The organism is Lacrimispora sphenoides (genome assembly GCF_900105215.1).
GTDB classification, from domain to species: domain Bacteria; phylum Bacillota; class Clostridia; order Lachnospirales; family Lachnospiraceae; genus Lacrimispora; species Lacrimispora sphenoides_A.
This window is the reverse complement of record NZ_FOIP01000002.1, coordinates 385,806-411,195: the sequence shown is the minus strand read 5'-3', so window position 1 is coordinate 411,195 and position 25,390 is coordinate 385,806. Positions and strand designations below refer to the sequence as shown.

29 protein-coding genes, 3 tRNA genes and 1 pseudogene are annotated in these 25,390 nt (G+C 43.9%); 9 read left to right on the top strand and 24 right to left on the bottom strand.

Annotated elements, in window-relative coordinates; genetic code table 11:
* Window positions 1-17: 17 nt before the first annotated feature.
* The 17 genes from BMW45_RS18730 to BMW45_RS18650 form a co-directional block, all read right to left on the bottom strand.
* A tRNA-Thr gene (locus tag BMW45_RS18730) sits at window positions 18-90 on the bottom strand.
* A 205-nt stretch (window positions 91-295) separates the two neighbouring features.
* Window positions 296-1,240 carry an L-lactate dehydrogenase gene (locus tag BMW45_RS18725; protein WP_092247519.1) on the bottom strand — a complete coding sequence of 315 codons (945 nt, stop codon included), beginning with the start codon at window positions 1,238-1,240 and terminating at the stop codon, window positions 296-298.
* Window positions 1,241-1,305: 65 nt separating this feature from the next.
* Window positions 1,306-2,373: a type IV pilus twitching motility protein PilT gene (locus BMW45_RS18720; RefSeq protein ID WP_092247517.1), complete on the bottom strand. Its 1,068-nt coding sequence runs from the start codon at window positions 2,371-2,373 to the stop codon at window positions 1,306-1,308.
* 18 nt (window positions 2,374-2,391) lie between these two features.
* Complete coding sequence (locus BMW45_RS18715) at window positions 2,392-2,865, bottom strand: hypothetical protein (RefSeq protein WP_025232095.1); 474 nt, start codon at window positions 2,863-2,865, stop codon at window positions 2,392-2,394.
* A 13-nt stretch (window positions 2,866-2,878) separates the two neighbouring features.
* Window positions 2,879-3,289, bottom strand: coding sequence for a hypothetical protein (locus tag BMW45_RS18710; protein ID WP_092247512.1), 411 nt, complete (start codon window positions 3,287-3,289; stop codon window positions 2,879-2,881).
* The gene (locus BMW45_RS18705; RefSeq protein WP_207649107.1) at window positions 3,282-3,773 is read right to left on the bottom strand and encodes a DUF4860 domain-containing protein; all 492 of its coding nucleotides are present in this window, start codon (window positions 3,771-3,773) and stop codon (window positions 3,282-3,284) included. The genes BMW45_RS18710 and BMW45_RS18705 overlap by 8 nt, the downstream gene beginning before the upstream one ends.
* A gap of 15 nt (window positions 3,774-3,788) precedes the next feature.
* The gene (locus BMW45_RS18700; RefSeq protein ID WP_092247509.1) at window positions 3,789-4,112 is read right to left on the bottom strand and encodes a hypothetical protein; all 324 of its coding nucleotides are present in this window, start codon (window positions 4,110-4,112) and stop codon (window positions 3,789-3,791) included.
* Between the two features lie 11 nt (window positions 4,113-4,123).
* The gene (locus BMW45_RS18695; protein ID WP_092247506.1) at window positions 4,124-5,176 is read right to left on the bottom strand and encodes a type II secretion system F family protein; all 1,053 of its coding nucleotides are present in this window, start codon (window positions 5,174-5,176) and stop codon (window positions 4,124-4,126) included.
* 28 nt (window positions 5,177-5,204) lie between these two features.
* Entirely contained in the window at window positions 5,205-6,188 is a 984-nt protein-coding gene (locus BMW45_RS18690; protein WP_242883288.1) for a transglutaminase-like domain-containing protein, read from the bottom strand.
* A gap of 19 nt (window positions 6,189-6,207) precedes the next feature.
* Window positions 6,208-6,945 carry a 23S rRNA (guanosine(2251)-2'-O)-methyltransferase RlmB gene (gene rlmB / locus BMW45_RS18685; RefSeq protein WP_025232089.1) on the bottom strand — a complete coding sequence of 246 codons (738 nt, stop codon included), beginning with the start codon at window positions 6,943-6,945 and terminating at the stop codon, window positions 6,208-6,210.
* Complete coding sequence (locus BMW45_RS18680; protein WP_092247503.1) at window positions 6,942-7,400, bottom strand: Mini-ribonuclease 3; 459 nt, start codon at window positions 7,398-7,400, stop codon at window positions 6,942-6,944. Before BMW45_RS18680 ends, rlmB begins: the two co-directional genes overlap by 4 nt.
* Window positions 7,385-8,788: a cysteine--tRNA ligase gene (gene cysS / locus BMW45_RS18675; protein WP_092247500.1), complete on the bottom strand. Its 1,404-nt coding sequence runs from the start codon at window positions 8,786-8,788 to the stop codon at window positions 7,385-7,387. The genes BMW45_RS18680 and cysS overlap by 16 nt, the downstream gene beginning before the upstream one ends.
* Window positions 8,789-8,871: 83 nt before the next feature.
* On the bottom strand, window positions 8,872-9,414 hold the full coding sequence (gene ispF / locus BMW45_RS18670; protein WP_092247497.1) for a 2-C-methyl-D-erythritol 2,4-cyclodiphosphate synthase: 543 nt from the start codon (window positions 9,412-9,414) through the stop codon (window positions 8,872-8,874).
* Window positions 9,415-9,506: 92 nt separating this feature from the next.
* Complete coding sequence (locus BMW45_RS18665) at window positions 9,507-10,433, bottom strand: diacylglycerol/lipid kinase family protein (protein WP_092247494.1); 927 nt, start codon at window positions 10,431-10,433, stop codon at window positions 9,507-9,509.
* Window positions 10,434-10,566: 133 nt separating this feature from the next.
* Window positions 10,567-10,640: transfer RNA gene (locus BMW45_RS18660), tRNA-Met, on the bottom strand.
* Window positions 10,641-10,676: 36 nt separating this feature from the next.
* Window positions 10,677-10,749, bottom strand: a tRNA-Val gene (locus BMW45_RS18655).
* A gap of 233 nt (window positions 10,750-10,982) precedes the next feature.
* A complete protein-coding gene (locus BMW45_RS18650) occupies window positions 10,983-11,870 on the bottom strand; it encodes a LysR substrate-binding domain-containing protein (protein WP_092247492.1) in 888 nt (295 codons plus the stop codon).
* A gap of 129 nt (window positions 11,871-11,999) precedes the next feature.
* On the opposite strand from BMW45_RS18650, the gene BMW45_RS18645 reads away from it, so the two are divergent.
* Complete coding sequence (locus tag BMW45_RS18645) at window positions 12,000-12,998, top strand: YeiH family protein (protein ID WP_092247490.1); 999 nt, start codon at window positions 12,000-12,002, stop codon at window positions 12,996-12,998.
* Window positions 12,999-13,077: 79 nt separating this feature from the next.
* On the opposite strand, the gene BMW45_RS18640 is transcribed toward BMW45_RS18645, so the two are convergent.
* The gene (locus BMW45_RS18640) at window positions 13,078-14,001 is read right to left on the bottom strand and encodes an NYN domain-containing protein (RefSeq protein WP_025232082.1); all 924 of its coding nucleotides are present in this window, start codon (window positions 13,999-14,001) and stop codon (window positions 13,078-13,080) included.
* A 230-nt stretch (window positions 14,002-14,231) separates the two neighbouring features.
* Here BMW45_RS18640 and BMW45_RS18635 point away from each other — a divergent pair, with 230 nt between their 5' ends.
* From BMW45_RS18635 to BMW45_RS18625, 3 genes are read left to right on the top strand one after another with little or no spacing between them, the layout of a single operon-like run.
* Window positions 14,232-14,420 (top strand): spore coat associated protein CotJA, encoded by a 189-nt coding sequence (locus BMW45_RS18635; RefSeq protein WP_025232081.1) that lies wholly within the window; start codon window positions 14,232-14,234, stop codon window positions 14,418-14,420.
* Window positions 14,420-14,716, top strand: a complete 297-nt coding sequence (locus BMW45_RS18630; protein ID WP_025232080.1) for a spore coat protein CotJB — start codon at window positions 14,420-14,422, stop codon at window positions 14,714-14,716. Before BMW45_RS18635 ends, BMW45_RS18630 begins: the two co-directional genes overlap by 1 nt.
* Window positions 14,716-15,336 (top strand): manganese catalase family protein, encoded by a 621-nt coding sequence (locus BMW45_RS18625; RefSeq protein WP_025232079.1) that lies wholly within the window; start codon window positions 14,716-14,718, stop codon window positions 15,334-15,336. The genes BMW45_RS18630 and BMW45_RS18625 overlap by 1 nt, the downstream gene beginning before the upstream one ends.
* Before the next feature lie 42 nt (window positions 15,337-15,378).
* On the opposite strand, the gene carB is transcribed toward BMW45_RS18625, so the two are convergent.
* Together carB and BMW45_RS18615 are read right to left on the bottom strand one after the other, a co-directional pair.
* Window positions 15,379-18,582 carry a carbamoyl-phosphate synthase large subunit gene (gene carB / locus BMW45_RS18620; protein WP_092247488.1) on the bottom strand — a complete coding sequence of 1,068 codons (3,204 nt, stop codon included), beginning with the start codon at window positions 18,580-18,582 and terminating at the stop codon, window positions 15,379-15,381.
* Window positions 18,582-19,655, bottom strand: coding sequence for a carbamoyl phosphate synthase small subunit (locus tag BMW45_RS18615; protein ID WP_092247486.1), 1,074 nt, complete (start codon window positions 19,653-19,655; stop codon window positions 18,582-18,584). Before BMW45_RS18615 ends, carB begins: the two co-directional genes overlap by 1 nt.
* A gap of 278 nt (window positions 19,656-19,933) precedes the next feature.
* Here BMW45_RS18615 and BMW45_RS18610 point away from each other — a divergent pair, with 278 nt between their 5' ends.
* Window positions 19,934-20,131: a hypothetical protein gene (locus BMW45_RS18610; protein WP_025232076.1), complete on the top strand. Its 198-nt coding sequence runs from the start codon at window positions 19,934-19,936 to the stop codon at window positions 20,129-20,131.
* A 107-nt stretch (window positions 20,132-20,238) separates the two neighbouring features.
* A pseudogene (locus tag BMW45_RS18605) lies at window positions 20,239-21,144 on the top strand (peptidoglycan-binding protein); the annotation flags it as partial.
* Between the two features lie 32 nt (window positions 21,145-21,176).
* Here BMW45_RS18605 and BMW45_RS29130 read toward each other — a convergent pair.
* Together BMW45_RS29130 and BMW45_RS18595 are read right to left on the bottom strand one after the other, a co-directional pair.
* Window positions 21,177-21,413, bottom strand: coding sequence for a LytTR family DNA-binding domain-containing protein (locus BMW45_RS29130; protein ID WP_416388670.1), 237 nt, complete (start codon window positions 21,411-21,413; stop codon window positions 21,177-21,179).
* 15 nt (window positions 21,414-21,428) lie between these two features.
* Window positions 21,429-21,971 (bottom strand): response regulator, encoded by a 543-nt coding sequence (locus BMW45_RS18595; protein WP_092247482.1) that lies wholly within the window; start codon window positions 21,969-21,971, stop codon window positions 21,429-21,431.
* A 286-nt stretch (window positions 21,972-22,257) separates the two neighbouring features.
* On the opposite strand from BMW45_RS18595, the gene BMW45_RS18585 reads away from it, so the two are divergent.
* Window positions 22,258-22,569 (top strand): hypothetical protein, encoded by a 312-nt coding sequence (locus BMW45_RS18585; protein WP_092247478.1) that lies wholly within the window; start codon window positions 22,258-22,260, stop codon window positions 22,567-22,569.
* A 62-nt stretch (window positions 22,570-22,631) separates the two neighbouring features.
* On the opposite strand, the gene BMW45_RS29015 is transcribed toward BMW45_RS18585, so the two are convergent.
* Entirely contained in the window at window positions 22,632-22,955 is a 324-nt protein-coding gene (locus BMW45_RS29015) for a YmaF family protein (protein ID WP_242883284.1), read from the bottom strand.
* The gene (locus BMW45_RS28560) at window positions 22,952-23,266 is read right to left on the bottom strand and encodes a hypothetical protein (protein ID WP_242883330.1); all 315 of its coding nucleotides are present in this window, start codon (window positions 23,264-23,266) and stop codon (window positions 22,952-22,954) included. The genes BMW45_RS29015 and BMW45_RS28560 overlap by 4 nt, the downstream gene beginning before the upstream one ends.
* A 238-nt stretch (window positions 23,267-23,504) precedes the next feature.
* Between BMW45_RS28560 and BMW45_RS18575 the strand changes: the two genes are divergently transcribed.
* Complete coding sequence (locus BMW45_RS18575) at window positions 23,505-23,858, top strand: hypothetical protein (protein WP_092247474.1); 354 nt, start codon at window positions 23,505-23,507, stop codon at window positions 23,856-23,858.
* Between the two features lie 208 nt (window positions 23,859-24,066).
* Window positions 24,067-25,350, top strand: coding sequence for a LysM peptidoglycan-binding domain-containing protein (locus tag BMW45_RS18570; RefSeq protein WP_092247472.1), 1,284 nt, complete (start codon window positions 24,067-24,069; stop codon window positions 25,348-25,350).
* Window positions 25,351-25,390: the final 40 nt, after the last annotated feature.

Sequence of the window (25,390 nt, the reverse complement as noted above, 5' to 3'; positions counted from 1 at the left end):
TTCCCGTTTGTTTTCAGAGCTGATGACGGGACTCGGACCCGTGACCTCCTCACTACCAATGAGGTGCGCTACCACCTGTGCCACATCAGCATCTTTTCTCGTTCATCGCTGAACCTCGTATATCATAGCATGGAGAAATCTGTTTGTCAACGATTATTTTAATTTTTTACTAAAATACATAAATTAGGTAAAACTTCAGATTTTTACCATAAAATTCATTCTTATGTCAGGATTCACAAACCAGGATGAGAGCAGGAAACCGGATTCCAAGTTTCCTATTCTCTTCCTCCATTTCTTATAATATGCCATCAAAACTATCCCGAAGGGTATCACACGAATTTTGAAACTGTTTCATCTCTCCATCCGTTAATGACAGGGAAATGATCCTCTGAATCCCGTTTTTATTGATGATACAGGGGACACCTGCATATACCTCAGACTGCCCGTATTCTCCCCTCAGCATAGCAGATACCGTAAAAACGCTATTTTCATCCCCGAGGATAGCCCTGGTGATCCTGGTGAGAGCCATGCCGATCCCATAATAAGTGGCCTGCTTGGCCTCAATGATCCGGTAAGCGGCTCCCCGGACCTCGTCTTCGATCCGTTCCAGTTCACTCCTGCATACCATGCCCTCCTCTTCGCAAAGGGAAAGGATGGGCTTTGTGGCGATCATGGCCTGGCTCCAGGGCACAAACTCACTGTCTCCGTGCTCCCCCATGACATAGGCATGGACATTTCTTGGATCTACCCGCAAGGAATCCCCTAACAAATACCGGAGCCTGGCAGTATCGAGAGTCGTGCCGCTTCCAATCACCCGCTTGGGATTAAAGCCTGACAACGAATAGGTAATTCTCGTCATGATATCCACCGGATTAGTCGCCACCAGGAAAATCCCGTTAAAGCCTGATTCCGTTACCGGCTGCACAATGGACCGGAATACGGCTGCATTACGCTTTAGCAAATCAAGCCTTGTCTCCCCGGACTTCTGGGCTACTCCAGCGCAGATCACAACAATGTCCGCATCCGAGCAGTCTTTGTATTCTCCTGCATAAATCTTCATATGGGATGCAGAAAAAGCAAGTCCATGGTTTAAGTCCATTGCCTCGCCCTCCGCTCTTTTCCGGTTGATGTCAATCAAAACAAGTTCATCGCAAACTCCCTGGTTCAAAAGGGAATAGGCATAACTCATTCCGACCATGCCTGTACCGACTAATACAATTTTTCTTTTATCTGTTCTCATAATCCGGCCACTCTCCTCTCATTGTTAGGGATAGTGTATCTGCCTGAAATGCAAACTATGCACTCTTACAGTCCACGATCGATTTTTTTTGCCATCAATTCACTGTTTCCGCTGTAGATGATGGCGTTTTCCCTTGTGATCTTTCCTTCTTTATATAAATTTAATATACTGGTATCCATAGAAATCATACCTTCTCCCTGACCGGTGGCGATTACAGAATCGATCTGATGGGTTTTGGACTCGCGGATCATATTCCGGATGGCATTATTGAAAAACATGATTTCAAATGCAGGATAGACACTTCCATCCACAGCAGGAATCAGCTGCTGGGAGACCACGGCCTGAACTACCATGGAAAGCTGCATCCGGATCTGCTGCTGCTGGTTTGGCGGGAAGTTATCAATGATGCGGTCAATGGTATTGGCCGCTCCCACCGTATGCAGGGTTGAAATCACCAGATGACCGGTTTCTGCTGCTGTCATGGCGATCCGTATGGTTTCATAATCCCTCATCTCACCCACAAGGATCACATCCGGTGCCTGGCGCAGAGCCGCCCGAAGGCCGGTCACATAGCTGTCCGTGTCTGTGGTTACCTCCCTCTGAGTCACCACGCTCTTCTTATGGCGGTGCAGATATTCAAGAGGATCTTCCAAAGTAATCACATGGGAGTTACGGGTATTATTGATCTTGTCAATGATACAGGCCAGGGTGGTAGTCTTACCGCTTCCCGCCGGCCCTGTGACCAGGACAAATCCCTTTGTCATCCTGGCAACCTCCATAACAACCTCAGGAATATGAAGCGTTCTGTAATCAGGCAGTTCAAAGGTCACCACCCGGATTACAGCTGCAAGGGAACCTCTCTGACGGAATATGCTGGAACGAAACCTGGAAACCCCAGGAAGGGCAAAGGAAAAATCATCATCCCCATGCTCCCGCACCTTCTCCATGGTTCTGTTTCCCGCCAACTCATACAATTCAGTGATCAATACCTCCATTTGATCCGAAGATAGCTTTTCTTCATTCTGATTTATGATCCTGCTTCCTATTTTATATGAAAACGGCATACCTGGCACCAGGAAAATATCCGATGCTTTCTGCGCCACAGCAGCACTTAACAAATCTTTTACTTTCATCGCCCTGTCTCCTGTTTCTTAAGTCTCCCCACCTGTCCACACTGGCATGGAATGATCAATTTCAAAATCCTCTGTCTGAATTACCTTCCATTTTGATATCTGAATATCCTCTTCTCCCTCCGGAAGGAAAACCAGTTCTATAGAAAGAGCCTGGGAACGTTCCATGGGGATATTTACAGTCACGGTTCCCTTATCCGGCTCATAGACATCTCCCAGTTCCCGGGACAAAAGCTGTTTCCGTTCCTGTGGATCCTGGCTCTTTTCCCGGACTTTCGCCGCCTTATTTAAAACCATCTGATAAAAAGCCTCTCCCTCTCCGTCAGCCCGGTAGTACTCTGTCACAGCAGAAGCATTGCGTTCTGCCAGATTCCGCTCACTTTTGGCGGTACTAAGGGAAAGCATCCCAAAGGTTATCAGGCACATGACAATAAATATGAGTATAAGGGAAGGACTGCCTATATTGGCCCTATATCCATTTTCCTGTTTTGCCATGGTTCCACCTCCGTCATTGTTGAGTCACATGTCTGGTCACCGTAAGGGTAAAAATTCGTTTCCCGTTTTTGCTTACGGTCACTTCTGCATGTCCCGGCCCGGCAATGTCTGCTTTTACATCAAAAACAGCCTTCTCTTTTTCACAAGGATTACCGGACTTATCAAGACCCATAGTATAGCCTAAAGAACTGTCCTCCTGCCCATAAGCCTGAAACCTATTTTCAAGTCCCTCCGGGCCCTCCGCTTTCCAGACCTCTGCTACGCTTTGGGCGATCAGCACACCCTGATTTAAATCCGCTGCCTCCCGGCTCATGAAATCCGCTTTTACAAATGTTTTTATGCAGATGCCTGCACAAAGGATAAAGAAAAAAACAACGGCAATCATCTCCATCATAAATACGCCTGAGGGGTGTTTTCTATTCATGGTCTGCCCCTCCGCTTCTTAAGGAAAGCCAGAGGCGGTCTCCGCCTTCCATCTCCGTTTTTATATGCAGAAGCCTGCCATCCATTTCCATGGAAACCGGGCTGCATTCCAGAATCTCATTCCCGTCTCCTACTCCCAGGCCGCTTTCTTCGTCTGTAAATAGCTCCCACAGCCTGCCATCCTGGTAATAAATAAGGGTCACATAAACCGAATCCTGTATCTCCTGTTCCAGCTTAAGGACAGAAGTTCCTGACATCTCTGTCAGAGTAACCCTGCCAGCTTCATCCCCCTGCCTCACTTTGTTGGCTATGTAACTTAAGGCTACATCCTTTTGGTAGGTATTCTCTGCTCTGGCATTGATGTTCTCAAAAACTTTGCCTCCGATGAGCACCGAGAATAAAGCGCAGAGCACAAATACAAGGAACAGCAGTATGGTAAACAGAGCATTGGCCATCTGGCCTCTCTGATATTCTTTTCCGCTCACTTGCCCACCTCCCGGTTATCGTTCATGGGGATTGACCGTAATATCCGGCATAAAGTTTGAAGCAAAGCCGCTGTAAAACACGTCATACCGGTTTCTGTCAATCTGTATTCCATAATTTTCTTCCAGATATTCCACGTTTGGCGGATATCTTCCCTCAATGGCATAGCACTGCACCGAAGCCCTGCGTATGGCATCCCGAAGGGTATCAGCTCCCTTTGCATCTGCTTTCCTCGAGAACATGAGAACTCCTGAAACAAAAAAGACAACCGCACAAGCGAAAGCCAGCAAAGAGAACAACTGACCGATAACCTCTCTGGGAGATTGTTTCCATTTAATCATCAAGACGCCCCCTATCCGATCGCCGACAAGACACTGACAAGAGGAAGCATGACAGACAAAAGCACCAGTCCCACCGCAATGGCAAGCACTGCCACCACCGTAGGTTCAAACCGGCTGACCATATGTTCCATGGCCGTATCCGCTTCATCTTCATAGCTTCTGGAGATTTCCTCCATGACCCGGTCCAGCTGGCCGCTTCTGGTTCCTACCTTTATCATCTGCGCGTAGAAGCCGTTAAACAGCCCGGTATTCTTCATGGCGGTATAATAATCTGTTCCAGTTTCAAGCTCTTTCGCACAATGTCTGATCTTTTCTTCCACTATCTGATTCTCAACCAGCTGCTCTGCCAGTTCCATCCCCTTTTCCAGCTCTAATCCGCTGTGAAGAGTAAGTGCCAGGACCGCAGTAAAACGCCGGTTGGATATTGCAAGAGCCATGCGGCTTCTTTTTTTAATCCACTGGATCAGCCGTTCCGCAACCAAAAGCTTTTTCCCTTTCCTGCCGAAAAGCCATACCAGGGCAGCTGCAAGAGCCAGAAGGATCCCAAGAACCAGGGCAACTGCACAGAATACGCCTCCAAGTCTTGTTGCAGCAAGAGAAACCGGCGACATCTCTGCCCCCAGCTGTTGGTATACTTGTTCAAATATGGGCATAACTCTGGTGAATAAAACCAGAAGAACCACCAGAAGCATAAAAATCATGATGATAGGGTAAGTAACTGCATTCCTGATGTTTTTCATAAGGATATGCTCTTTTTCATAATATCCGGCCAAGGACTCCATGATCTGGTCCAGAGTCCCTGTCTCCTCCCCCAGCTTTGACATCCGGATCACATAGGCTGGATAAAGGCCTGTATTCTCCAGTACTTTTGAGAAAGGAACCCCTAGCTCAGCCTCTTCTGCCATTTGCTTAAGAATTTGTTTCTCTTCCTCCCATACAGAATCCTCCGCCATAACAGACAATCCCTCGTCAAGAGGGATTGCAGCATGGAGTAGAATTGATATTTGAAGGCAGAAAGCGGAAAGTTCCCTTGCGGAATATCGCTTTTTCGCTTTCATTTTCATCTGTCGTTTCTCCTTTAAATGAAGTTCTTTAGTATGTATATTTTGCCTTATAATTGGAGTTGTTTGTGATATATTGCTGTATGGACGGATCACTGCCTCCGGAGGATGCAAACGTTGGGTCCATAAGCTTCCAGTCATATCCGTCAAAATAGATGATATTATCCACCCAGCCCTGGCCTTCAATATAAACATTGACCCAGGCATGATACAGGCTGCCTGTATAACCCACCACAAGTTTTGTGGGGATATCCTGGGAACGCAGCATGGCAGTCATAACTGCCGCATAGTCAAAACAAATTCCCTTTTTCTGAGATAGCACCTGATCCACATCAGGCAGATAGCCGGACTGAACAGAGCTTGCCAGTGCCGTGTCATAGGTAAAATTCTTTACAACAAAATTATAAACATTGGTGACTACGCCAATGGCATCAGGTGCAGAAGCTGCAAGCTCCTCCCCCTTTTTCACCACCGCACTTCCGGTGGAAAAATTCACATATTGATTGGGGTAAAGGAACGGCTCAAACTGGTCTGCAAGTGTTACATTAATATCACTGCTGGATTTTATGGCGTACTGGTTCCCCTGTACCTGCTCTAAAACCCGGACCGTATATTTTCCGTTTCCTTCTGTTAGAGGAAATACCTCATAGGCAGATCTGGCATTTAAATCATAGGAATAAGTCTCTCCTCCGTTTTTTATTACCTGGACTTTTATCTTGGATGAATTTCCGCTATACTGGACCATCACATAGCCATGACTGGCGTTGGACGCATCTACCAGTGCTGTACCATTTCCATAGGTAACCGTTCCCGGAGCCTGAGGGATCTTCACTTTGCTCCCGGAAGGCTTTGAATATAGAGGAACCGCTTCATCCCCAATGCTTACTACAGTCTTCCACTCAATACTTTCTTCTATGCTGTCCGCCGCAGCAATATCACCAGCTGAAACAAATCCGCTGAAAGTAAACAGAATCGCTGCACAGGCAGCCACCATAGCCGTACCATTCTTTTTTATGATCATCACACCTCATCTCTTATCCCAAACGTTGTCTTACGATCTCATAAGCCAGTACACCTGCCGCCACAGAAGCATTGAGAGAATCAATATCCCCCTTCATGGGTATGGATGCCACCATGTCACAGGTTTCTTTGACCAATTTTCCCACGCCGCTTCCTTCGCTGCCGATCACAAGGCCGATCGGTCCCTTTAAATCAAGACGGTACATGAGTTCTCCATCCATATCTGCACAGACAAACCACATCCCTTTTTTCTTTAATTCTTCCATGGTAGCTGTGAGATTTGTAACCTTAGCCACAGGCGTATAATTAAGCGCCCCGGCTGAAGTCTTTGCAACCGTTGCCGTAAGACCAACGGCCCGGCGCTTAGGGATAATAACCCCATGGGCTCCTGCTAAATTTGCTGTACGGATGATCGCTCCCAGATTGTGAGGATCTTCAATTCCGTCTAGCAGAAAGAGGAAGGGAGGTTCTCCCTTTTCTTCGGCTGCCTTAAGTATATCTTCAACCTCTGCGTATTCATAAGCCGCAGCATGGGCAATAACGCCCTGGTGATGCCCTTCCTCGGACATCTGGTCCAGGCGCTCTCTTTCTACAAAATTAATGATGGTGTCTTTCTTTTTCGCTTCCCTGATAATGGACTGGATGGGGCCATCCTGGACTCCCTTTTGTACATACAGCTTATCAATGGTTTTTCCGGAGCGGAATGCTTCTAATACCGCATTCCTTCCTTCTATGGTAAATTCCTCTATCATTCCAGTTCTCCTATTCGTTCAAGTCCTTTGCCTACCAGGGTGATCAGACGGTCTAAATTGCCGTTTAAATACAGATAGCCACACAGGGCCTCAAATCCGGTTGCAGTCCTGTAATCGGCAACAGTTGCGTGTTTCGCGGTTGTCGCAGACTTGGCATTGCGTCCCCTTTTGTATGTTGCCACCTCTTCCGGAGTTAAGTCTTCGTCTTCAAGAAGCCGGCGGATGATCTCTGCCTGCGCTCCTGCGTTTACCAGCCTCGCACTCTTCTTATGCATATTATTCACCTGAGTGCTTCCATGGTTCATCACCTTCGTACGTACGATCAGTTCATAAACTGCATCTCCGATATATGCCAATGCCAGCGGGGAATAGGTTTTCACATCTACTTCTTTTAGTTTTAACGTATCCTTAAAAAAATCAGAAAACGCTGCCAGTGATGTTATATTCTCTTCCATTTCACACCTTCCCTGGTGTCCTCCAGAACGATCCCCTTTTCTAAAAGCTTTCCGCGGATTTCATCGGCAAGGGCGAAATTCTTGTCTTTTCTGGCCTGCTGCCTGCCTGCGATCATGGCTTCGATTTCATCAGCCAGGATCTCTTCTTCCTTTTCCGTAATGATTCCAAGAACATCGCACAGTCTTACAATGGTTTCCTTTAAATAAGCCACATATTCTTTCGAGCTGTTTTCATCTGTGGTGGAATTGCTTAATTTTACCAGCTCAAAAACAGCAGAAATGGCATCTGCCGTGTTAAAGTCATCATCCATGGCTGCCTCATATTTGGAAACCAGCTCCTGTACGGCATTTTTATCCTCATGATCAAGAAGTTTTTCTGTCTTCGCAGAAGCTTCCAGATCCTTTAATTTACCGACTGCAGTTAAAATTCTATCTAACCCGTTCTTTGATGACTCCATCAATTCGGCACTGAAATTAATAGGGCTTCTGTAATGAGCACTCAGCATGAAGAAGCGCAGCACCTGTAAATCGTATTTCTCACTGATTTCCCTGACCGTGAAAAAATTGCCCAGAGACTTGGACATCTTTTTATTGTCAATATTTAAGAAACCATTGTGCATCCAGTATTTAGCGAATTCTTTTCCATTCGCTGCTTCACTCTGGGCGATCTCGTTCTCATGATGGGGAAAGATTAAGTCTTCTCCACCTGCATGGATATCGATCTGATCTCCAAGATATTTCCTGGACATTACGGAGCACTCAATATGCCAGCCAGGCCGTCCTTCGCACCATGGGGATTCCCAGTAAGGCTCTCCTTCCTTTTTCGGCTTCCAGAGCACGAAATCGGTGGGATCCTCTTTTCCGTCTTCACCGGTCACCTTGATTTCACGGAAACCTGACTGCAGATCATCCAGATTCTTATGGGACAGCTTTCCATATTCCTCAAAGGAACCGGTTCGGAAATAAACCGTTCCGTCCTTTGACGCATAGGCATGACCGGAGGCAACAAGCTTTTGGATCATTTCCAGCATGCCGCATATTTCCTCTGTAGCCAGCGGACTTCTGGTTGCCGGCTTTACATTCAGCCCTTCCATATCCTTTTTGCATTCCTCAATATAACGCTTGGAAATGGTGTCTGCATCCACGCCCTCTTCAATGGCTTTTTTAATGATCTTATCATCTATATCGGTAAAGTTTGAAACAAAGTTAACTTCATATCCCTTATATTCAAAATATCTCCGGACCGTATCAAATACGATGATGGGTCTTGCATTTCCAATGTGAATGTAATTGTAAACGGTTGGTCCGCATACATACATCCGAACCTTTCCAGGTTCCAGGGAAACGAATTCTTCCTTTTGTCTGGATAATGTATTATAAATTTTCATAGTTTCTTCCTTTCTTTTTTATAGCCCACACCTTTCGGGCATATAGGTATACCCGTAGGGTGTTTATTCCCGCAATCCTCTTCTTATCTCTTGCAGCCTCCGCAGCAGCCCTTACAATCAGCAGACATGATCCTGTCGTCATAACAGTAATCGTCCATGGAGGTTAACAGGGCTATGGCCTGTGAGGATATCCCCTCTCCCATTCCGGTAAAGCCAAGTCCTTCCTCTGTAGTAGCTTTTACATTGACCTTTCCTTCGGTCAGCTTCAGAGCTTCCCCAATGTTTTGTGCCATGGAACGCCGATAGGGAAGAAGTTTTGGTTTTTGTGCAATGACAGTGGCGTCAATGTTCTCGATCACATATCCCTGCTCCTCCAAAAGCCTGCCTACGTGCTTTAAAAGTTCAATGCTGGATACTCCTTTATACTTAGGATCCGTATCGGGGAAATGTTCTCCGATATCTCCCAAAGCTGCCGCACCTAAAAGAGCATCTATCACTGCATGGACCAGCACATCTGCATCAGAATGGCCCAGAAGTCCCTTTTCATAAGGAATCTTAACGCCGCCCAGGATCAAATCTCTTCCTTCCGCTAATTTATGCACATCATATCCCTGTCCAATCCTCATAATTCTTCCTTTCCTCTTTCTTGCCCATGCTTTTTGGGCATAATGGTATACCCGGTATACCCGAAGGTGTTTCTTCTATAATATATACATTTCTATACAATCATACGCAATTTTTTGCCAATACACCGAAGCTGCACATCGTTTTGGCAAAAACAGCTTTCTCCATCTACATGAACTGCCATTGGATGATCCATATGGATCATAACTTCCTCACAAGTATAAAACCTGATGCCCCTGTGCAAGGACTTTCTTCCCATAAGGGAACGTATCAGTACAGGGATCAGTTTCCTTTTATTCCGGCTGTTCATAACACAAACTGTTAACTGCCCGTCTTCAAAGTTTGCATCCGGTGCAAATTTAAATCCGCCGCCCTCATAAGGATGGATGTGGACGGATATAAAGTAAGCGTGGTTAAACTCAATCTTCTGGACTCCGTTAAGGAGAATATACCCTTTTGAGGGCCTGGCAAGAATCAGCTGCTTGATTCCTATGAGAATGTAAACAAGCTTCCCAATGAAAAGTTTACGGAGCAGTCCCTTTGACTTTGAATAGAGGATATTATGACAAACGGCCGCATCCATTCCAATCCCCGCACTGACCATAAAGCGGCGGTGGGATATTTCCCCATCGCCATAGGACAAAACTCCGTAATCCATGAGCTTATAATATTTTGGATGCAGTATTTTCTTTAGGCATCGGACCGGATTCTTAGGAAGTTTTAAGCTTCTTGCCAGATCATTACCGGATCCGGCCGGAATATACCCAAACGTAACAGAACCGCAGAAGGAAAGCCCATCAAGGATTTCATTTACAGTTCCGTCTCCGCCTACTCCAATGATAACGCTTGATTCCCTGCAACCCTCTGTCAGTTCCCTGGCAAATCTCTTGGCATCCCCAGGCTTCTCCGTAAGAAATGCCTGATATTCCACATGCCCGGCCTTTAACACTCTTTCCAATTTTTTCCAAACGTTTCTTCCCCGTCCGCAGCGTGAGTTCGGGTTTACAATAAAATAGTACATGGAATCCCTCCACCTTTTACTATTTGTAAGTATACCATAAAACAGAAAAAATGAATATAAGAAAATAGAAAAAGGAATCCGCAATGTCGAAATATAAAAAACCCTGCAATTTTTCAATCACAGGGTTTAACAGTAGCGGAAGGGAGATTCGAACTCTCGACACCACGGGTATGAACCGTGTGCTCTGGCCAACTGAGCTATTCCGCCATATTCAATTCACTGGATAAGCGTTACGCTTATCAATGGGACCTACAGGGCTCGAACCTGTGACCCTCTGCTTGTAAGGCAGATGCTCTCCCAGCTGAGCTAAGATCCCAGTACTTTCCTTGGTCAGGAGCTCGTTTTTTTCTCTCGTTCCCGACTGCTTCATTAGTATAATATTAATTGTATTAATTGTCAACACTTTTTTGTCAATATTTTTCATTTTTTCCTATCTCTTTAAGAAACCTCGATTTTAGGGGATTTCCGCCATTTTTATGTCCTGATGAATCGATGGGATATGACGGTTATTCCCTTGATCCGCAAAATGAGGGGTGAAAGATGTCATTCTCAGCCTTCGTTTCCATGAAGGATGTCAAACATCTCTTTATAATAGGATTTATAAATGCTTCCCTTTCTCCATATGAATGTAAAATCATGTGTCAGCTGAAAATCTTCCAATTCAATTCTTTTTAAAACGCCCCTGTCTAATTCCTCCTTAACAGCAGCTTCATAAAGAAATGTGATTCCCTGCCCTTTTGCCACCATTTGCTTCATGGCGCCAATGTTGCTGATTTCCATTAAATTAGGAAAGTCATGGAGCAGTAAATTCTTTCCTTCCAGGTACCGCTCAAAGACATATCTGGTTCCGGAACCAGGTTCCCGGATAAACAGTCTCTCCCCAAGAAGATCCTCCACTTTTACGGTTTTCCGGCAAAACTTATAATCAGGCGCACAGACAGCGGCAAACGGCTCCGTAGCAAAAACCAGAAAATCATATTCTTTTTTCTGGAAAAAGCCCTCCACCAAAGCGAATTCAATCTCCCCGTCATTCAATTTCCCAAGCAGCTCCCTGGTATCTCCAACCACCATCTGAACCGCGGACCCTGGATAAACATGAAGAAATCTCGTCAGCGCTTCCGGCATCACGTACTCTCCTATGGTCATGGTAGCGCCAAATACCAGCCTCCCGCCTTTTCCTGATTGCTGCTCCATGATCTTCTTTAAATGCAGTTCATCATCCTTCATGGTTATGGCAGCAGATAAAAAGACTTTTCCCGCCTCCGTCAGATTTACCTTTTTCCCATTATATTCAAACAATTTGACCCCATATTTTTTCTCTAAGTAATGGATATGATGGGATACCGCAGGCTGGGTGATATGAAGTTCACTGGCTGCCTTTGTAAAATTCATATAACGGCATACCACAAGAAAAGTATCAATCCGAAAATCCAACATGAGTTATCTTCTCCTTTCATCTGCTCCATTAACCATAACATATAATTATGATTTAATAAATATAAATAATTTTATTTTATTGTTATTTTCAAATATAATAAAGCCAAATCAAATAGGAGGATTTAACTCATGAAAAAATACGTCTCAGGCGTTCTGCTCTGCCTTATTATATCTGCTCCCGCATGGTTTTTGGGAAGAGCCTTTCCAGTCATCGGCGGCCCTGTGTTTGCTATCCTTTTGGGCATGGCAATGGCCCCCTTTTTAAAAGGAAAGGATTTTTTACGGCCGGGAGTAGCTTTTACTTCTAAAAAAGTCCTGCAATACGCTGTGATTCTCCTGGGTTTCTCCATGAACCTGGCCACAGTTCTTCAAAAGGGAAGGGAAGCCCTTCCCATCATACTTGCAACCATCTCCACTTCCCTGGTGATTGCATTCATACTTTCCCGGGCACTGAAGCTTCCCGGCAAAACTTCCATATTAATTGGCGTGGGCTCGTCAATCTGCGGAGGTTCTGCCATTGCCGCAACTGCTCCTGTAATTGAAGCCGATGACGATGAGATCGCCCAGTCCATTTCCGTCATCTTTTTTTTCAACATCATTGCCGCTCTGCTTTTTCCGGCATTAGGCTCTGCTTTAGGGCTTTCCAATGAAGGCTTTGGCCTGTTTGCAGGAACCGCCATTAACGATACCTCTTCCGTTACGGCCGCCGCATCCGCCTGGGATGGCATGCACGGCAGCAACACCCTGGAAGCAGCCACCATAGTAAAACTGACCAGAACTCTGGCCATCATCCCCATTACACTGTTTTTAGCATGTTACCAGACTGGAAAAGAGAAGAAGGCTTCCGAACGCTCCATCTCCATTCAGAAAGTTTTCCCGTCTTTTGTACTCTTTTTCCTGCTGGCTTCTATCATTACTACCGTTTTTCCTATACCTGCAGGCGTTACCGGTTCATTAAAAGACTTAAGCAAGCTATTTATTATCATGGCTATGGGAGCCATCGGAACCAATACGGACCTGGTCAAGCTGATACGGACAGGCAAAAAGCCTCTTTTATTAGGTTTTTGCTGCTGGCTTGGAATATCAGTGGTAAGTCTGGTCCTTCAAGTGGTCCTCGGAATCTGGTAAAGCCAGGATCACTTCTTATAGAAATAAGACGGCCAGGAAACGTGGATCCCGTGGATCTCGTTTTCCTGGCCGACTTCATTTAGTCTTCTTTTTTCAAATACACTGTCTTATTATTGTTTTTATTCTCCCGTACCTCTAATTGTCCAATGCTGTTGACAAATTTTGAGAAGGTGGAATACCCGTAATCCTTTACCTTGAAATCAGTAAATTTCCGGTGTATGCCATTACCCAGAGCCGCCAGTTCCATACCGTTCTTTCCGCTGCCCTTAACCAGCCCCACTGCAAAATCATCCAGTTCCTGCTTTTTGATGCGGTTATCCTTCATCCGAACAGTTACCACATTATTGGATTTTTTAAGCTCAAAGCCCCCCATTTCCTCCAAAAATTTGGACAGGGAGCTGTAGCCGTAGTTTCTTACATCAAAATCAGAGTATTTTTTCACAAGGCGGTTGCCGATCTCTCCCAGGCCTGTTGCCTTATTTTTATCTTCATTTTCTAAAAGAATTGAAGTGATATCCTGTTCGATCACCTCTTTTCCTATGGCGCCTCCGCCTGTACCATCCTCTTCCTGATCAAGGAGGACCTCAAGATTGGTGAAAACCGTGCAGGCCGCCCGGAACGATTTGGGAGTCTTATCCTCTCCCATTCCGATGACTTCCTTGCCGGACTCCCGAAGTCTGCTGGCCAAGCGGGTGAAATCGCTGTCACTGGATACGATGCAGAATCCATCTACATTGTCCGTGTAGAGCAAGTCCATAGCATCAATAATAAGGGCTGAATCGGTTGCATTCTTTCCTACGGTATTGGAGAATTGCTGGATTGGGGTGATCGAATTCTCCAAAAGCTCCATTTTCCATTTTCCCATTTGGGAGCTTGTCCAATCCCCATAGATCCTTTTGTAAGTAATAACACCGTAGCGGGTCATTTCATCCAGAATACTTGTAATATACTTTGCGGAGATATTATCCGAATCAATCAATACTGCAAATTTCTTGTCACTCAACACTCTGCTCTCCCGTCTTTTTTATTTTCTTTTTTTCTGTCAATTCGATTCTGCTTTTCCATTATATTTCATTTTTCTAATTATTACAATATCATTACAGTGGTTAAAATGGGAGAATTTTTGTAACGTATTTTATTTTGTTTCAACCATACTAAAAAAGAAAGCTCAATGAATCAATGAAACACCTTTGCCCTGAAAGGATGGGCAGGAAAGCAGAAAGGAGTGTTAGTATGAATTCATGTGAATGCGGCACAACAAAGGCCAACCTTGCTACGCCAACAAAAACAGTTCAATTAGGTATTGCAACGATTCCCATGCAGCCCTGGGAACAACCTTATGATCCTCAGACAGCTTTAAAACATGGGACTATTTTTCCATCTCTCAATCTTCCTTTTTATGTAACGGGAGGTGAACAGTAATGGCAGATCAAAAAACTCTTTTAAAGCAGATTACAGAAGTAAGCTTTACTGTTAATGATTTAACATTGTATTTAGATACTCATCCAGTGGATGAAAATGCATTAACAGCCTTTAAGCAGGCCATGGAACAAAGGAAACAGCTTTTAAAAACCTATGCAGAAAACTTTGAACCTCTTACCATAAACTGTGTCTGCCCTGATACCAACAACAAAACAGAAACTAATACAAAATATGCGGGTCAAAAGCATTTTACCTGGGTAGACGGCCCGATGCCTTGGGAAGGAGGTAACTTATAATGTGGAATTACGAAAAAAGATTGCAGTTCCCTGTAAACATCAAAGAAACATGCCCGAAAACAGCTTCTCTCATTATCAGCCAGTTTGGCGGACCTGATGGAGAGTTGGCAGCTTCCATGCGTTATCTTTCCCAAAGATATTCCATGCCATGCAAGGAAGTTGGGGGACTTTTAACAGATATTGGTACGGAAGAGCTTGGACATCTTGAGATGATCTGCGCTATCATTTATCAGCTGACGAAAAATTTAACTGTGGAACAGGCAAAGACTGCAGGGTTTGATGCCTACTATATTGATCATACAACAGCCCTCTGGCCCACTGCTGCGGCCGGAGTTCCTTTTAATGCCTGTGAATTCCAGTCCAAGGGTGATGCCATTACCGACTTGATCGAAGATCTGGCAGCCGAGCAAAAAGCAAGGACAACCTATGACAACTTAATCCGGATCATACCGAATCCTGATGTAAGGGAACCGTTAAAATTCCTTCGGGAAAGGGAGATCGTGCACTTTCAGCGGTTTGGCGAAGCTCTTGAAAATATCAAATCCAATTTGAATCCTAAAAACTTTTATTATTATAACCCGGAATTTGATAAACAATTTGTTAAATCCACTATGCAATAAGAAAAAAGCTGGAACAGATTTTTCTCCTGTCCCAGCTTATTTTTACTTATTTTTAATTTTGGCAATATCGATCAGAGTCAGTTCTTTGGCTTTATTCTCCATGCTGGTCACTAAGGCCGCCGCTGTATCTAAGGAAGTTAAAACCGTTACACCGGTCTCAATGGCATTTCTTCGGATTACAAATCCGTCCCTGCTTCGGTCCGCTCCCTGTGTCGGCGTATCAATGACCAGATCGATCTCATGGCCCAGGATTAAGTCCAGAAGGTTTGGTGATTCCTGTTCCAGCTTGCGGACCATAAGAGCTTTTATCCCATGACTGTTAAGCACTCTTGCCGTTCCTGATGTGGAAAATATCTTATATCCCTGAGCCTGGAATCTTCTGGCGATGTCAATGATCTCTTCCTTATCAGAATCCTTCACGGTTATGATCATGTTTTTATGCCTTGGAAGCTTGATTCCTGCTCCTGCAAACGCCTTGTAAAGAGCTTCATTAAAGGTCTTTGCTATTCCTAAGCACTCTCCGGTGGATTTCATTTCCGGACCAAGGCTTACATCGGCGCCCCGAATCTTTTCAAAGGAGAATACCGGCATTTTAACGGCGATATAATCTGCTTCCGGCGAAAGCCCGGGTTCATATCCCAGCTCCCTGATGGAATGCCCGCAGATGACCTGGGTTGCCAGGGGGACGATGGGAATTCCGGTCACCTTGCTGATATAAGGCACGGTACGGGAAGACCGGGGATTTACCTCAATGACATATACATCCTCCCCGCTTACAATGAACTGAATGTTGATCATTCCCTTAACGTGCAGGGCTTTGGAAAGCCTTCTTGTATATTCCACCAGTTTTTCCTTTACCGTTTCACTTATGCTCTGAGCCGGATATATGGAAATGCTGTCGCCGGAGTGCACGCCGGCTCTTTCTATATGCTCCATGATTCCGGGAATCAGAATATCCTCACCGTCGCAAACCGCATCCACTTCAATTTCCTTGCCTGGGATATATTTATCTACCAGAATGGGGTGATCCTGTGCGATCTGGTTGATGATCCCAATAAATTCATCGATATCCTGGTCAGAGATGGCTATCTGCATACCCTGGCCGCCCAGCACATAGGAAGGTCTTACTAGCACCGGATAACCAAGCTCTCCTGCCGCACTCTTGGCTTCTTCCGCCGTGAATACCGTCTGGCCCGCAGGTCTTGGGATCCCGCAATCCTCCAAAATCTTATCAAACAGCTCTCTGTCCTCTGCTGCATCTACATCCTCTGCAGACGTTCCCAGAATGGGAATTCCCATATTCATCAGGGCCTCAGTCAGCTTAATGGCTGTCTGGCCGCCGAACTGGACCACCGCTCCGTCTGGCTTTTCCATGTCAACGATGCTCTCCACATCCTCCGGGGTAAGGGGTTCAAAATACAGCTTATCTGCGATATCAAAATCCGTGCTCACTGTCTCCGGATTATTATTGACAATAATCGTCTCATAGCCTTCCCTTCGGAAGCTCCATGTGCTGTGAACCGAGCAGAAGTCAAACTCAATTCCCTGGCCGATGCGGATGGGACCTGAGCCAAGAACCAGCACCTTCTTTTTTCCTGTTGTTTTTACCGCCTCATTCTCACTTCCAAAGCAAGAATAATAGTAAGGAGTCTCAGCGGCAAATTCGGCGGCGCAGGTATCCACCATTTTAAACGCGGCTGTAATACCGTTATCCTTTCTCATGCGGCGTATTTCTTCCAAAGGAGTCCCTGTCAGCCTGGAAATGACTGTATCCGGAAACTCAATCCTCTTTGCTTCCTTTAGAAGTTCCAGAGTTAGAGGCCCATTCTTAAGGGCTTCTTCCATTTCCACAAGAATTGCCAGCTTATCAATGAACCACACATCAACTTTTGTAATATCATGGATCTGTTCATAGGAAAAACCTCTTCTTAATGCTTCGGCAATGACCCAGATCCTCCTGTCATCCACAAGGTGAAGGGTTTCAGCCAGCTCTTCATCTGTTAGCCCTGTAAAATCATAGGACATCAGGCTGTCCACATGCTGTTCCAGTGAACGGATAGCCTTCATAAGGCCCCCCTCAAAGTTGGTGCAAATACTCATAACCTCACCGGTAGCCTTCATCTGGGTTCCCAGGTTCCTCTTAGCGCTTAAGAATTTATCAAAAGGTAGGCGGGGCATCTTGACCACGCAGTAATCTAACATCGGCTCAAAGCTGGCGTAGGTTTTCTTTGTCACCGCATTCTTTATCTCATCCAGAGTATAGCCCATTGCGATCTTAGCCGCAACTTTTGCAATGGGATAACCGGTTGCTTTAGAGGCCAGAGCCGAGGAACGGCTGACCCTGGGATTTACCTCGATCACGCAATACTCGAAGCTTTCCGGGTGAAGGGCATACTGCACGTTGCAGCCTCCTGTGATTCCCAACTCGCTGATGATCTTTAAGGCAGAGGTGCGTAACATCTGGTATTCCTTGTCCCCCAGGGTCTGGGAAGGGGCCACCACAATGCTGTCTCCGGTATGAACGCCCACCGGGTCGATGTTTTCCATATTACATACGGTGATCACGTTGCCGGCGCCGTCACGCATTACCTCGTATTCGATCTCCTTCCAGCCTGCGATGCAGCGTTCCACAAGAACCTGTCCCACGCGGGATAAGCGGAGTCCATTCTCTAAAATCTCCCGGCACTGCCCTGGATTATCGGCAATTCCTCCTCCGGAGCCTCCCAGGGTATAGGCAGGACGAAGCACCACAGGATATCCGATGGCTTCAGCCACCTTAAGGCCGTCCTCCACATGTTCTACGATATCAGAGGGCGCCACCGGTTCGCCGATCTTTTCCATGGTCTCTTTAAACAGCTCCCGGTCCTCCGCCTTCTTAATGGTAAGAGCCGTAGTTCCGATCAGGCGCACCTTATGTTCTTTTAAAAATCCCTTATCTTCCAGCTCCATGGCAAGGTTTAAGCCGGCCTGTCCACCAAGAGTGGGAAGGACGCTGTCCGGCTTTTCTTTTAAAATGAGCTGTTCCACCACTTCTACGGTCAGGGGTTCAATGTAAACTTTATCCGCAATATCTTTATCCGTCATGATGGTTGCCGGGTTGGAGTTTAGCAGGACTACTTCGACCCCTTCTTCTTTCAGGGAACGGCAGGCCTGGGTTCCGGCATAATCAAATTCAGCTGCCTGGCCGATGATAATAGGCCCGGAGCCAAGAACGAGCACTTTTTTAATATCCTGATTCTTCGGCATTATTTTCCCACCTCCATCATTTTTATAAACCGGTCGAATAAGTAGCTGGAATCCTGGGGACCCGGGCAGGCCTCCGGGTGGTACTGCACAGTAAATATGTTTTTGTTTGTATATTTCAGTCCCTCATTGGTCCCGTCATTTACATTGATAAAGGCAGGAACGGCCACTGACGGATCAATGGTATCCACATCGACTACATAGCCGTGATTCTGAGAGGAGATATACACCCGTCCGGTTTCTAAATCCTTTACCGGGTGATTGCCGCCCCTGTGGCCGTATTTCAGCTTATGGGTATCCGCACCTGTGGCGAGTGCCATGAGCTGATGTCCCAGGCAGATGGCAAAAATCGGCACATTGGATTCGTATAATTTCTTTATCTCTTCAATAATCTCCACACATTCCTTGGGATCCCCAGGCCCGTTGGATAACATGATTCCGTCAGGACAGCCGGAGAGGATCTCTTCTGCTTTCGCCGCTGCAGGGTAAACGATCACCTCACAACCTCTCTCCTGTAAGGAGCGGGCAATATTTTTCTTAGCTCCAAGGTCCAGAAGAGCTACCTTTTTCCCACCGCCGGGAAGAACATATTTCTCCCTGCAGGTAGCTTTCTCCACCACACCAGTCACAGAATATGTTTTCATACGCAAAATGACTTCGTCAAGATCAAAACTTTCATTCGTAGTGATCATGCCGTTCATGGTTCCTTTTTCTCTTAGAATTTTTGTAAGGGCTCTCGTATCGATACCACTGATACCTGGAATGTTGTGTTCATTTAAGAAATGCTGAAGGGTATCCCCGCTTCTAAAGTTGCTGGGAATTCTAGATAATTCTCTGACAATGTAGCCATCCGGCCAAGGTTTTAATGATTCCATGTCTTCATGACATATACCGTAATTACCAATCAGGGGGTAAGTCATTACAACCGCCTGCCCCGCATAGGAGGGGTCGGTTAGGACTTCTAAATAACCTGTCATGGAAGTATTGAATACGATCTCACTGATCACTTCCTGGGTTGAACCGATGCTCGATCCTGTAAACACAGTACCGTCTTCCAGTATTAAAAAAGCTTTCATACGCAAAGTCCTGTCCTTTCTTAATGCTATGGTTGTTGAGCCTTTCTGAATGCTACTGCATGTTGAACAGTAATGCCCAAATTGAATAGATTATACATGATACTGCGACATTTTTCAACTGTTTTCTTCTTATAAATTTTTTAAATATTTACTTATAAATACTGCATATTTAATTATCCCTGCTTAAATACTTGCATAATAATACAAAACACATGGTAATTCTTTCAAAAGTATACTTTCGGGACAATCCGCACAGACTAAGGCTGAGGTGATAAATCATGATTGATAACAGCGAACTGCCCATTGGCTTTACCATGGAGTTAGCGCAGCACTCGGATATTCTGACCCGGTTTGCCGGCCTCTCGGATAAAGAGAGAGACAGGATCGTAGACGGAGCCAGAAACGTAGATAGCCGGGATGAAATGCGAAACTATGTGGAGTCCATGTTTCAAGAAACAAAATCATCCTTTTTCTAAAAGCTTCCCGCAGGATTAAAATTTATCTTAACCTGCGGGTGCTTTTGTAATTATTCCTTTTACCCCTTAATATATTTAATAATAATCAATTCATTAAGGGGCATTCTATGAAAAAATACATAACTGCCGTGGCTCAGGAAACCAATGCTTCCGGCGACCAGGAAGTCATTTCTTCCGGCAATCTTCAAGTAGACGTCGTTTCCCAGGAAAACAACTTTCCAATCCGGGATGCGGAGGTTTCCATTGCCTACAAAGGAGATCCGGAAAGTACGGTGGAACAGCTTACCACCAATTCTTCCGGCCAGACGGAACAGGTCAGCCTTGCTGCTCCTCCCGTTGACTTAAGCTTATCACCTGGCCTTGCCCAACCTTACTCGGAATACATCGTTAACATCCGGGCCCAGGGATTTGAGCCCGTCGCCATATCCGGCACGGAAATCTTAGCGGACACCACAGCCATACAGCCGGTACGCATGGTTCCGATCCAGGAAGCAGTATCTCCGGACGTTCCCATTGTTATTCCGGATCACACCCTATATGGAGAGTATCCCCCAAAAATTGCGGAAGCTGAAGTAAAAACAGTGGCGGAGACCGGAGAAATCGTTTTAAGCCGCGTGGTAATCCCCCAGACAATCGTAGTCCACAACGGAGTCCCTACCGATCCAACGGCTACCAATTATTACGTTCCATATCTTGATTATATTAAAAACGTGGCTTCCAGCGAAATTTACGCCACATGGCCCAAGGCCACTATAACCGCCAATGTTCTTGCAATCATGAGCTTTACTTTAAACCGGGTTTATACAGAATGGTATAGAAACAAGGGATATGATTTCACCATTACATCTTCCACAGCCTTTGACCATAAATGGATCTATGGACGAAACATTTATGAAAGCATTTCCCAGGTCGTCGATGAAATCTTTAATAGTTACTTATCCCGCCCCGGCATCAGGCAGCCCATTCTTACCCAGTACTGTGACGGCAACAGGGTCCAATGCCCTAACTGGATGCCCGTATAGCAAGAACGTATAAACTTTTTTATCTACCTATTTGAAAGAAATTCTATGTAATACTTTTCTAAATTTTTCAGCTGCCTTATTGCAATCTTTACTTCTCGACCATTCGCCATTATGGCAATACATCTTCTATGATCTATTTCCTTTATGTGATTCAAATTGACTATATATGATTTATGGCACTGATAAAATGTTTTGTCAAGATCTTCCTGTATTTTATGAAGCGTCAACGATGCTTCTATATATTTATCCTTTTCGTGTATTCTTACTTTCCCCAGTTATAATGGTATTGCTTCTATAAAATATATTTCATATAAATTTTTAGCCATTGGTGCCTGATTGCTTATAAAGCTTATCTTCTTTGATATTTGACTTTCAGGCATGGTACAAAATAATTCAAGCGCATGTATCATACAGTCTCTAACTCTCACAGGTATACTTAGTGGCTCATCCTTTTCTATAAAATCCATTGCTTCAATCTTTCGCCTGATTGTAAGGATTGCCATTTCTGAATGCACTGTTACTATAACAATATATCCTCTTGGATCTATTTCTCTAATTTTTACCCCTAAGTCTAAACCATTCATATATTGCCCTAGGTCTATATCTAAAAAATACAGTGATTGCTTTGGGTTCCTGTACAAATAATCTATAATATCCAGCGGATTTGTAGATGCACATACAATTTCCATAGATTCACTCAAACCTACCGTTTGTATTATATCTGATATGATTCTCCTAAGTCTCTCCAGTTGCCATTTATCATCTTCACACATATATCGGTAACATTTTGTATCTACCTTTTTTATTGATATTACCATGTATTGTCTTTGGATCTTCTGGAATATTTTTCCATAATTTACCTTTTGACTTATAGAACATATGTTTGTATACTTATATCGGGAGGTGATGTCAGATGTTTGGAAGTTGTGATCTTGCGCCAGATATAAATAAATGCCCTAACTATAATGTAGATACGGCAAATTGTATTATCAATAATAATGCATGTGGCTTTTTTAAGGAATCAGCTGGGAACAATGAAGATAGAAATGAATACAAAAGAAAACCACGATGGTACGAACAGTATTATAATAGGTAGGTATCTATATGGGAGTTTTCGGAATCGGGACCAATGTAAAAAGAATTGATAGTGGAATAATAAGGGGCACGATGTACCCCATTGCTTGCATGGCCTGGTATTCCCCTGGCTGCCCGCCCCGACCGCTGCTTTTTAAGTTTGAGGGCGAGGACGGAATTTTACAGACCATAACAAATCTATGCATTAAAAGTACTGATGATAAATGCTATGATGGAAACCGTGCAACTGAATATAGATGTGAGGCTGTGATTGGCGGAATACGATATGGATTCAAGCTGATTTTCTATATTATAGACAATAGATGGGGCATGGTGATTTGATTAATAAAAAGCAAAAAGCGAGCCCGGAAAACCAGATACTCGCCATTTAATATTAACAACACTTACATATATAATTTATTTCTCAAACTATCCTGAGATGTGGTGGACTTATCTTCTTCACCGATAGGATCATTAATCAAGGTGGCTACTCTAAAGTCATGAACGTGACCATCGCTCACTTCTGTTACTGATTCCAGAAAATGAACATGTCTGCCCCCACCAACAGGAATTGCAAGCGATGTTTTGCCACGAAATTCATGAAAATGATTTTCATAAAAATCTGTTCTAAATTTTACTTCATGAAAGTGGTTCTTACCTGCAGGAATTGCTTCACCTGAAACCGTAGCAAAACGATGATTATGGGGATCTTCTTCGCGTTCTGCTATCTGTACACTGCCTTGAACTTCATGAACGTGTGACTGCCGCTTATGATCTTTGTCGCAACGATCTCTGTCGCAACGATCTCTGTCGCAACGATCTTTGTCGCAACGATCTCTGTCACAACGATCTCTGTCGCAACGATCTCTGTCACAACGATCTCTGTCGCAACGATCTCTGTCGCAACGATCTCTGTCGCAATCATTATGGCAGTCGTTATCAAAATTACAGCCGCAGCCGAAATTACAACATCTATTAAACCCGCATCCAAAACATCTATTAAACCCACAGCCAAAACATCTATTAAACCCACAGCCAAAATTACAGCCACAATGTCTATTAAAGCAACACATATATTCTATACCCTCCTTAGCTAAGATTGTACTATAATGTATGAGCTAAATAGACAAGGTGTGTTTATAGCATTAAACTAAACCCTCTCATAGTCCCCACACTTCCCCGCAATACAAAGGCCATGGATCAGGGCTTGTGTCAAAAATAATTATATTGAATATTATTATATTGTAAGTAAATATTTAAGGGGGCGCAATATTGTTATGAAAATACAGGAAAATGAATTAGAAGAATTAAAACAAGAAGTATTAGATTCTATAGAAGAAAAATCAGATGACGAAAAAAGGGAAATGCTGAGAAAAAAATTTAATATTGATTGGGACATTCCTAGACGTGGTGATCATAGGCCATGTAAAAATTGGTATGCTCAAGTTTTCACTTACTGCAGCACAAGAGAGTTAGAGAGAGAATTGAATTTTTTCTTATTCTTAATCAACCTTTTTGGTCACATTTTTGGTTTTTGTTTTAATCAAGAGGATACAGTTTTTTTAGGCTGTACATGCCCTTGTGGTAATAAACAAATAATTCTTTATTATACAATTGTATTTAAAGATTAATCGAGTTACCGCCTATTGATGGTGTTTGAGGTTTCCCCGGTAAATTTACTGGGGAAATTCTTTAGTTTTATGGAGTAAAAGTTGAGTTGCAATCATTACCGCAGGAGATTGCAAAGAACGACAGAATATCGGATACCCGCATACTATGATGTTATAAACAGGTAGGATTAGCATATAATAGAATTAATAAGATCATTTGAGGGAAGCCATGGTCATACATGTTGTCCAGCCCGGTGAAACCATCTATTCAATATCAGAGTATTACGAAATCCCTGTTGACAGATTAATATTGGAGAACGGAATTACAAATCCTAACGATTTAGCAGTAGGCCAGACTATTGTAATTGTTCAACCTGAAACACTTTATACCGTCCAGGTCGGTGATACCTTAGAGAGTATTGCGGAGCAGCATGGTACTACGCCAATGGAACTATTAAGAAATAACCCCTATCTTTCCGATAGAGAATATTTGTACGCTGGTGAAACGATTGTTATTAGTTATCAGACGAATAAAACAAGATCAGTTGGTACTATTGGTTATACATTTCCTTATATAGATAGATTTATTTTAACAAAGACGCTCCCTTATTTAACTTATCTGACTATTTTTAATTATAGGACTACAAGTGAAGGCGAAATTATCTCCAGTTCTGATGATACTGAAATTATCCAGTTAGCTAAAACATATGGTGCTGCGCCCATGATGTTTATTTCCACTATGACTGAAGAGGGAATCATTAGACGTGAAGTAACCTATAATATTATAAATAACCCTACTGTGCAGGATCGCTTTATTGATAACGCTCTTTACATATTAAGAACGAAAGGTTTTTATGGTATAAATATATATGCCGAAAACGTAACCAATGGCAACATAGACAGCATTGCAGCATATTTGAAAAGAGCCTCTGCAATATTTCATTCAGAAGGTTATAAGGTGCTGGTTACCATTACACCGGCAACGAATGTAGATATACCAGGCGTCAATTTTGAAAGATTAGACTATTCAAAATTATCTGAATTTGCAGATGGAATTATATTTTCTTCTTATGACTGGGCAAGGTCTTATAGCTATCCAAGCGCAATATTTCCGGTTAATATTTTACGAGAATTGTTAGATTATGTGGTTAATATTATTCCCTCCGAAAAAATTTTTCTAGGAGTCACCGTTCTAGGTTATGATTGGACACTTCCATATGTTCCAGGTGCCACAGAAGCTGTTATAATATCTAATAATAGAGCAGTGGAAATTGCATCGGAAAACGATATACCAATACAATTTAATGAAGCAGCACAGTCATCTTACTTCTACTATATGGATATCGATGGGATTCTGCATGTAGTATGGTTTAAAGATGCAAGAAGCTTTGATGCAAGGGCTAGACTTGTAGAGGAATATAATCTTCAAGGTTTATCTATTTGGACTGTTATGAGATTCGATACCCAAATGTGGCTTATTATTAATACTCAATATTACATTCAGAAGTTTTAAATATCCATGCAGACATTTTGCAAAGAACTTTTTAAAGGCG

Bases quoted from the DNA above. Each gene is read 5' to 3' on its own strand.
- cysS (WP_092247500.1), bottom strand. From the start codon at position 8,788: ATGAAAATTTATAATACATTATCCAGACAAAAGGAAGAATTCGTTTCC.
- BMW45_RS18725 (WP_092247519.1), bottom strand. From the start codon at position 1,240: ATGAGAACAGATAAAAGAAAAATTGTATTAGTCGGTACAGGCATGGTC.
- BMW45_RS18610 (WP_025232076.1), top strand. From the start codon at position 19,934: ATGATTGATAACAGCGAACTGCCCATTGGCTTTACCATGGAGTTAGCG.
- BMW45_RS18630 (WP_025232080.1), top strand. From the start codon at position 14,420: ATGGCAGATCAAAAAACTCTTTTAAAGCAGATTACAGAAGTAAGCTTT.
- BMW45_RS18625 (WP_025232079.1), top strand. From the start codon at position 14,716: ATGTGGAATTACGAAAAAAGATTGCAGTTCCCTGTAAACATCAAAGAA.
- BMW45_RS18650 (WP_092247492.1), bottom strand. From the start codon at position 11,870: ATGTTGGATTTTCGGATTGATACTTTTCTTGTGGTATGCCGTTATATG.
- BMW45_RS18615 (WP_092247486.1), bottom strand. From the start codon at position 19,655: ATGAAAGCTTTTTTAATACTGGAAGACGGTACTGTGTTTACAGGATCG.
- BMW45_RS18700 (WP_092247509.1), bottom strand. From the start codon at position 4,112: ATGATTAAATGGAAACAATCTCCCAGAGAGGTTATCGGTCAGTTGTTC.
- BMW45_RS18710 (WP_092247512.1), bottom strand. From the start codon at position 3,289: ATGAATAGAAAACACCCCTCAGGCGTATTTATGATGGAGATGATTGCC.
- BMW45_RS18680 (WP_092247503.1), bottom strand. From the start codon at position 7,400: ATGGAAGAGAATATAACATCACTGGCAGCGTTTTCTGATTTTTTTAAG.
- BMW45_RS18645 (WP_092247490.1), top strand. From the start codon at position 12,000: ATGAAAAAATACGTCTCAGGCGTTCTGCTCTGCCTTATTATATCTGCT.
- BMW45_RS18570 (WP_092247472.1), top strand. From the start codon at position 24,067: ATGGTCATACATGTTGTCCAGCCCGGTGAAACCATCTATTCAATATCA.
- BMW45_RS18715 (WP_025232095.1), bottom strand. From the start codon at position 2,865: ATGGCAAAACAGGAAAATGGATATAGGGCCAATATAGGCAGTCCTTCC.
- BMW45_RS18635 (WP_025232081.1), top strand. From the start codon at position 14,232: ATGAATTCATGTGAATGCGGCACAACAAAGGCCAACCTTGCTACGCCA.
- BMW45_RS18665 (WP_092247494.1), bottom strand. From the start codon at position 10,433: ATGTACTATTTTATTGTAAACCCGAACTCACGCTGCGGACGGGGAAGA.
- ispF (WP_092247497.1), bottom strand. From the start codon at position 9,414: ATGAGGATTGGACAGGGATATGATGTGCATAAATTAGCGGAAGGAAGA.
- rlmB (WP_025232089.1), bottom strand. From the start codon at position 6,945: ATGATAGAGGAATTTACCATAGAAGGAAGGAATGCGGTATTAGAAGCA.
- BMW45_RS18720 (WP_092247517.1), bottom strand. From the start codon at position 2,373: ATGAAAGTAAAAGATTTGTTAAGTGCTGCTGTGGCGCAGAAAGCATCG.
- carB (WP_092247488.1), bottom strand. From the start codon at position 18,582: ATGCCGAAGAATCAGGATATTAAAAAAGTGCTCGTTCTTGGCTCCGGG.
- BMW45_RS18585 (WP_092247478.1), top strand. From the start codon at position 22,258: ATGGGAGTTTTCGGAATCGGGACCAATGTAAAAAGAATTGATAGTGGA.
- BMW45_RS18595 (WP_092247482.1), bottom strand. From the start codon at position 21,971: ATGGTAATATCAATAAAAAAGGTAGATACAAAATGTTACCGATATATG.
- BMW45_RS18695 (WP_092247506.1), bottom strand. From the start codon at position 5,176: ATGAAAATGAAAGCGAAAAAGCGATATTCCGCAAGGGAACTTTCCGCT.
- BMW45_RS18575 (WP_092247474.1), top strand. From the start codon at position 23,505: ATGAAAATACAGGAAAATGAATTAGAAGAATTAAAACAAGAAGTATTA.